Annotated in this window: 7 protein-coding genes; 6 read left to right on the top strand and 1 reads right to left on the bottom strand. The window is 27.6% G+C overall.

Annotated features, from left to right (window positions below; genetic code table 11):
* Window positions 1–69 precede the first annotated feature (69 nt).
* A complete protein-coding gene (locus tag E5347_RS16530; protein WP_136008326.1) occupies window positions 70–546 on the top strand; it encodes a PTS system mannose/fructose/N-acetylgalactosamine-transporter subunit IIB in 477 nt (158 codons plus the stop codon).
* An 83-nt stretch (window positions 547–629) separates the two neighbouring features.
* Entirely contained in the window at window positions 630–1541 is a 912-nt protein-coding gene (gene murQ / locus E5347_RS16525) for an N-acetylmuramic acid 6-phosphate etherase (RefSeq protein ID WP_136008325.1), read from the top strand.
* A 438-nt stretch (window positions 1542–1979) separates the two neighbouring features.
* On the opposite strand, the gene E5347_RS16520 is transcribed toward murQ, so the two are convergent.
* Window positions 1980–3905, bottom strand: a complete 1926-nt coding sequence (locus E5347_RS16520; RefSeq protein WP_136008324.1) for a BglG family transcription antiterminator — start codon at window positions 3903–3905, stop codon at window positions 1980–1982.
* 183 nt (window positions 3906–4088) lie between these two features.
* On the opposite strand from E5347_RS16520, the gene E5347_RS16515 reads away from it, so the two are divergent.
* Genes E5347_RS16515 through E5347_RS16500 form a run of 4 tightly spaced genes read left to right on the top strand, consistent with a single transcriptional unit; the run spans window position 4089 to window position 7476 of the window.
* Entirely contained in the window at window positions 4089–4400 is a 312-nt protein-coding gene (locus E5347_RS16515; RefSeq protein ID WP_136008323.1) for a PTS sugar transporter subunit IIB, read from the top strand.
* Between the two features lie 56 nt (window positions 4401–4456).
* The gene (locus E5347_RS16510) at window positions 4457–5707 is read left to right on the top strand and encodes a PTS sugar transporter subunit IIC (RefSeq protein WP_136008322.1); all 1251 of its coding nucleotides are present in this window, start codon (window positions 4457–4459) and stop codon (window positions 5705–5707) included.
* Window positions 5700–6047, top strand: a complete 348-nt coding sequence (locus E5347_RS16505) for a PTS lactose/cellobiose transporter subunit IIA (RefSeq protein WP_136008321.1) — start codon at window positions 5700–5702, stop codon at window positions 6045–6047. The genes E5347_RS16510 and E5347_RS16505 overlap by 8 nt, the downstream gene beginning before the upstream one ends.
* Complete coding sequence (locus tag E5347_RS16500) at window positions 6040–7476, top strand: glycoside hydrolase family 1 protein (RefSeq protein ID WP_136008320.1); 1437 nt, start codon at window positions 6040–6042, stop codon at window positions 7474–7476. The genes E5347_RS16505 and E5347_RS16500 overlap by 8 nt, the downstream gene beginning before the upstream one ends.
* Window positions 7477–7847 lie beyond the last annotated feature (371 nt).

Below are 7847 nucleotides of genomic sequence, written 5' to 3'. Positions count from 1 at the left end.
TACTTATAGCATTATCAATAGTTGCTTATAATTGCAAAATATTAGGATAGAATATTGGAGGTTTTAAAAATGAAAGGTATAGTACACATAAGAATAGATGATAGATTAATTCATGGACAAGTAGCAGCGTTCTGGACAAATTCTTTAGGAATTACAAGAATAATGGTTGCTAATGATGAAGTTGCAGCAGATGAAATGCAAAAATCATTATTAAGAATGGTTGCACCAGCTTCAGTAAGAACTTCAATTATAAATAAAGAAACTGCAGTAAAGAACATATCAGCTGGAAAATATGAAGGTCAAAGAGTACTTTTAATAGCAAAAAATCCTAAGGATGTTTGGGAGTTAAAGGAAGCAGGATTAGATATTAAAGAAATGAATGTTGGAAATATGGCTTCAAGAGAAGGTACAAGATCTATAAAAAGATCAGTAAATGTAACAGATGAAGATGTAGAATATTTCAATAAATTATTAAATGCTGGAGTAGATATTAACGCTATAATGGTTCCAGATGATAAGCCTTGTAAATTAAAAGACTTACTATAAAATTAAAAAGCCCTAAGCCAGAAGGTAATGGCTTAGGGTTTAATTATTTATTCAAACATATATACAAATTAGGAGTGAAGAAAATGATAGTTGATTTAAATAAATTAGATACAGAAAAAAATAATGTAAATACAAGAAATATAGATAGATTATCTACATTAGATATGATTAATTTAATAAATAAGGAAGATTTCTTTGTAGCAGAAGCTGTTAAAGCTGAAACTGAAAATATAGCAAAGGCTGTAGATTTAATTCATAGTAAGATGGCTAATGGTGGAAGATTATTTTATGTTGGTGCAGGAAACTCAGGAAGACTTGGAGTATTAGATGCTTGTGAATGTCCACCAACTTTTGGAGTTAAAACAGGTACTGTAATAGGGATTCTTTCAGGAGGATATGATGCTACAGTAAATGCAAATGAAGGATCAGAAGATGTGGAAGATGGAGCTTTAGAAGAACTAAAGAAGCATAATTTCAATGGGAATGATGCTATAGTAGGATTATCAGCATCAGGAAGAACACCTTACGTAAAAGGTGCCTTAAAATATGCTAAAGAATTAGGGGCGGCCTATATTGCAGTAAGTTGTGTGAGAAATGCAGAAATGTCTAAGCTAGCTGAAGTAGCTATTGAAGTAGTTACAGGAGCAGAAGTAATTACTGGTTCTACAAGACTAAAGGCAGGAACAGCTCAAAAAATGATATTAAATATGTTATCTACAGGAACAATGATTAAGCTAGGAAAAGTTTATGGAAATTATATGGTAGATGTAAGAGCTAACAACAATAAGCTAGTAGAAAGAAGTAAAAAGATAATAATGGATTGTACTGGTGTAGATAGAGAAGTAGCTGAAAAGTATTTAGAAATTAGTGATAAAAGCGTTAAACTTGCTGTATTTATGATTTTATCAGGATTATCTAAGGAAGAAAGTATAGAAGCTTTAGCTAATAATGATAATACAATTTATAAGGGACTAGAAGCTATTAAAAACAATTAATAATAAAAAAGTAATAACAAGTAAAACTATACTTGTTATTACTTTTTTGATTATATAAAACATAATCAAACAGCGGTGATAGATATATATTGTAGCAAATAAAATAACTTCACCTACTCCATACTATCTCTATAGATATTAAAGTCTAGGTTCATTATACCACCTCATATAATAATTGATGTCACATATACTTTATTAATTGATTTGTTTTTAAAAAAGAAAATTAATATAGCTGACATACATATTTGTAAAGGAAAATATGTAATTGGCCAAAGTCCATCGATACTTAATTTAAATATATATGTAATTATCTCACAGGTTAACATAAGAAAATAATAGATGAATATAATGACTTTCACTAGGGTATTAATTATATTTTTATTGTATTATTACATAGTAAAAAAGTAAATTTGATATCGACTAATATATGTCTCTTTATCATTCGATAAATAATAAAACTTTCTTTTTAAAATCCTCAAATGAGGTTGAAGTTTTTACTATTTTTACTATATCATCTTGAGTAAATAGATTTAATAGTGCTTCATATAAAAAAGTAAAATTCTTTTTATCTTCATTTTTTATACAAACCATTAGAACTATGTGAACTAAGTTATTTTTCCAACGAATGCCTTCTTTTGATATTAATATATTTGTCCCAGTTTTCATTGTTTCAATAAAAAATTGATGCGGAACAGAAACATTATTAAAGGCAGTAGAGGTTAATTTTTCACGATTAATTATGTGAGTTAAAAACTCCTTTGGTGCATAATTTTTATTAATTAGATCCTTTGCCAAAAAATTAATTACATCATATTCATCTTTGTATGAACCATTATCTAAATGAAAAAGTTCTTTATTAAAAAAATAATCAAATTGATTAATAAGGATTTGATTTAATCTTTTCTTTTTTATAGAATCAATTCCTTCATGAATCTTTAATTGATCTTCAGAATTAAAAAATGGAGATATAGAAACTATTTCAAATATATTCGTATTCTTAAAGTATGATAACGGAAATGTAGTAATAATCAATTCTGCTGTATGTGAAAAGTTATGTAAATATTCATAAGAATAAATTGAATCAACAATATTTAAATTTTCATGAAAGCTTTTTAATATTTGATTTTTTACATAACTTTCTAGTTCTAAATATTTTGGTAGAACTAATATAGTAGATATTTTTTCACTATCAGATTTCTGCCTATGAATTTCTGCACCTATATGAAGAGCGATGAATCCGATTTCATCTTCAGCAATAACTTCATTTCCAAAAAAATTGTTTATATAAAGAGATACATACGTTGAAATATCATAAATCATAGGGAGTGTTTTCTTTATATGTTTTAAAATGGGATTTTTTTCTACTTTTCCATGTTGTATCCTAAAAATAAGTTTTTTAAGATGTAAGGAAAAAGGTGTAATGAACTCAGGCGTATTTAAATCTAAAAGATAATTAACTTTGATTTCTTTAATAATTTCTTTCATTAAAGAAATTATTTCTTTTCCAAGGACATCATTCACTAAGTTTAAACTTAAGTCAGAATTAATTTGAAGAAGTAGATAAGCTTCCTTTAAATTATCATTATCTATATCAATGTTAAATGTGTTAAAAATCTCCTTGTGGAGTATAGTTATTAATTTATAATCACATTCAAGTAAAAGTTTATTATTATCACAATTAACGGCAGAATCCATTTCTATATTACCATCTTGAATTCTTTTAATTAAAATACAAAAGTGAAGAATTAAATTCATTTTTGTAAAATGATTTATAGTAAAACCATTATTTTTAGAAAATGAATCTAAGAAACTTATAACTTTTGTTACTAGTTCAAAATTAAAATATTCATATAGATTTTCGAGAGAAAAACTATTTACAGAAACCTCATCATATATAATTGTACTCATAAGTCTTCTTAAATCTCTTTCATTACCTTGTAGATGAAGGAGGTTATTATTAGAAATAACTTTAAGATTATACTTTTTGAGATAATTGTTTGTATAAGAAAGTACATTTCTAAAAGTAGAATAACTTACAAATAATTCATCGCTCAAGTCAAATATATTTATACTTCCTGTTGTTTGAGTTAGAAGTTTTTTTAATATATAAGTACATCTAGATATATTATCGTCAGGAATATTGACATTGAGTTTTTCAAAAATTATATCGGTTTTTTGCTTATTTAACATATACCCACTTTTACTTGAAATAATAGCATTATTATCAGATATATGATTAATATCTTTAACATAGTTTTGAATAGTTCTTGTAGTAACTTTAAAGTGTTGAGCTAATTCTTTGCAAGAAATAGGAGAAGATTGTTGGTATAAATATTCAATAAGCTTAAGTAGTTTATGATTCAAATAATCACCCCAATTCTCTATATTAAAGTAATAATAGCAAATTTAAATAATGTTTTCAAATTTAAAATTTCGTATATTGACGAAATAAGTTATTTCATTAATGTACGAAAATTAATGAAAGATTAAATTTAAAATTTATAATATGATAATTATGAAAACGGAATCAATAAGGAGGAATATATTATGGAAATAAAAAGAATATTTTTATGTTGTGGAGCTGGTATGTCCAGTGGTTTTTTAGCACAAGCATTGAGAAAGGCTGCAAAAAAGAAAAAAGTTTTAGTTGAAGTTTTAGCAACTGCAGAAAGTGAAGTTGATTCATATATAGCTAAAGTGGATATTTTATTAGTTGCACCTCACATGAAGTATGTATTTGATACATTAAGACAGAAGGCTGAAGAGAATGGTGTAAAGATGGAAATTATTCCAGAAGATATTTATGGAGAAATAGATGGAGAAGGTTTACTAGATTTTGTATTAGAAAAATTAAGTTAATTTTATGTATAGTATAACAAACTTTATACTAACAGATATGTGAGAGGGGTCTTTTCATGAAATCTTTTATTAAATTTTTAGAAAATAAATTTGCACCCAAAATGAACAAGTTTGCTGAAAATAAATGGATACAAATTATTTCTACAGGCATAATGCTTGTTCTACCAACAATTTTCTTAGGGTCAATAATATCGATATATAATATTATTAGAGGATATGTTCCAGTAATACCTGATATTCAACCTATATACAATTTTAGCTTTGGATTATATTCCTTAATACTTGCTTTTTTAGTAGGTTATCAAGGAATGATAAAGCTAGGTCATAAGGAATATCAAATTTGTTCTGGAATAATTGGATTAAGTACATTTTTAATGATGTTAAATCCAACCTTAGATAATGGAACAATTTCTTTCGAATTTAGTCGTCTAGGACCGAAGGGAATACTTATTGCCTTTTTAGCTGGATTATTGGCTTCAGTAATATTAAATATTTATGCAAAAATTAATCCATTTAAAAATGTTACTTCTATACCAGAATTTATTCTTAAATGGTTAAATCAAATAATACCAACATTCTTTGCGCTATGCATAACTATGATAGTTGTACATAATTTGAAAATTGATATTTTTGTAGCTGTTACTAAATTGTTTGAACCTATTAATCAATTTGGACAAACATTACCTGGTTTTATTTTAATATGTTTTACACCAGTTGTATTATATTCTTTAGGAATAAGTAGCTGGTTATTATCACCTATATATACACCAATTATGTTAGAAGGTATAACTGCAAATATTGAAGCACTAAATTCAGGATTACAGCCTATGAATATTGTTACACAAGAGACTATTTTTGTTGGATTTGTTTGGATTGGAGGAATGGGAGCAACAATGTCCTTAGTACTGTTAATGCTAAGAGCTAGAAGTAAGAAGTTAAGGACAATGGGGAAGGTATTTTTAATCCCATCACTGTTTAATATAAATGAACCAGTAATTTTTGGAGCGCCAGTAGCATTCAATCCTTATTTAATGCCACCTATGTGGATAAATGGAATTGTTGGTCCTATAATCACATGGATATTTATGAAGGGTGGACTAGTAAATATTCCTGCTAAGCTATTAACAGGAGTAAAACTACCTATGCCAATTAGCTCAGTACTTGTTACAAGTGACTTAAGAGCAATTATATTATGGGCAGTTTTATTAGTTGTTTACACAATAGTATGGTACCCATTTTTTAAGGCATATGATAGTAGCTTATGCGTAGAAAATAATAAGACAAGAAAGGATGATATAATTGGATAATAGATTAGAACAAGTTGCAATGAAAATAATTTTAAAAGCTGGAGATGCACGTGAGAATATAAAAGCGGCGATAGATTATTTATCTAAAAATGATAAATTAGGGTATGAAAAAGAAATGAAAGAGGCAAAAGAAAATATACGTCAAGCACATGCCTTTCAAACTCAAATAATTCAGGATGAAGCTACAGGAGCAGCTATTTCTCCAACATTATTATTTATACATGCTCAAGATACATTGATGACTATTATGTCAGAAAGAAATTTAGCTGAAAATATGTATATGCTATACACTAGCTTAGAAGAAAGAATTAAGAATTTGGAGGATAATAGTCATGAATAGAAAGAAGGAAATGCCGGCAAATTTCTTGTGGGGAGCAGCAACGAGTGCTTTTCAAGTAGAAGGGGCAGCATTAGAAGATGGTAAAAAATTATCTCAGATGGATGTTTTAAATAAGAATACAGGTTTTTCTGATGCTAGTATAGCTAGTGACAGTTATCATAGGTATAAAGAAGATATCAAGTTAATGAAGGAATGCGGCTTTACTGCTCATCGTTTTTCTATTGCATGGTCTAGAGTATTTCCTAATGGAACAGGGGAAGTTAATTTAAAAGGAATAGAATTTTATGATAATTTTATTGATGAATTAATAAAAAATGGTATTGAACCTATTCCAACAATTTATCATTATGATATGCCTATGGCATTAGTAGAAAAGTATGATGGATGGGTAAGCAGACAGAGCGTAGAGGATTTTGTTTATTATGCAGAATTTATAATTAAGCGTTATAAAGATAAAATTAAGAACTGGATTACTATAAATGAACAAAGTATTATAGTTGAATTTTGGAAAAAGAAGAACTATGTGCCAGAAAAGTATCATAACAATCACCAAATAAAATATCAAATAAACCATCATATGAATCTTGCGCATGCAAAAGCATGTCAGTTAGTTCATAAATATGTTGAAAATGGAAAAGTTGGTGCTGCTATTGGTTATTCACCAATTTATGCGTTAGATTCTTCCCCTAAAAATATGTTAGCAATGCTAAATGCTGAAAATTTAAAGAATCATTTCTTTTTAGATATATACTTTAAAGGAAGTTATCCTGTTGGAGCAATGAAATATTTAGAAGAACAAAACCTAGCACCAATAATAGAAGAGGGAGATATGGATATCATTAAGGCTGGGTATTCTGATTTCTTAGGTGTAAACTATTATGCAAGTAAATGCGTAAAGTTCCCAAGTCCAGATAATAATTATTTAAGAGAAGCTAAAAGTAATTTAGAAGGAAAAAAAGGTGCTATGGGAGCATATGAAATGATGCCAGATTTTTACGAATACATTAAAAATCCAAATGCTGAAACTAATGATTGGGATTGGACTATTGATCCTAGTGGAATGGAATATTTACTTAGAGATATTTATCAACGTTACAATATTCCAATAATAATAACTGAAAATGGGTTAGGCGCATATGATAAGCTAGAAGATGATGAAACTGTTCATGATGATTATAGAATTGATTATTGGACAAAGCATCTAAAATCAATTCATCGTGCTATTGAATTAGGTGTTGAAGTCTTTGGTTTCCTTCCATGGTCTTTTGTTGATGTTTTAAGTACAAGTAATGGATATAATAAAAGGTATGGATTGGTTTATGTAAATAGAGGAGATAAGGAAATAAAGGATTTAAGACGAATCAAAAAAGACAGTTTCTATTGGTACAAGAAAGTTATTGAAAGCAATGGAGCTTCTATTTTGAATTAATATAATTTGTATAATAAAATGAAAATTTTAAAAGTGGTTGTTGCACTAAAAAATTAGTGCAACAACTTTTTTTTGTGTTAAAAACTACTGGCTACGACAATGATTAAAAAGGATTAAGCTCTGAAAATAAAACAGAGTTTTTTCTATTTATTCGTCTTTAGTGTCCTAGACACTAAAGAGAGTAAGCTATGACACTATAAATTATAAATGACAGAATAATTATAAATCTATGTAAACATTTAAAATGCTAAGGTTAGTGGCTTTTAAAAAAGTTGGTATGATAATTGCTTTATATATTTATGGAATTATAAGAAACAAGGAGGAATAATAAATGCAAATACAATTATGGCAAATCATTGTGCTTGGATTAC

Source organism: Clostridium sartagoforme (genome assembly GCF_004794105.1).
Lineage (GTDB): Bacteria > Bacillota > Clostridia > Clostridiales > Clostridiaceae > Clostridium > Clostridium sartagoforme_B.
Note: the sequence above shows the minus strand (reverse complement) of the source record. Positions and strands in the feature narration are given on the sequence as shown.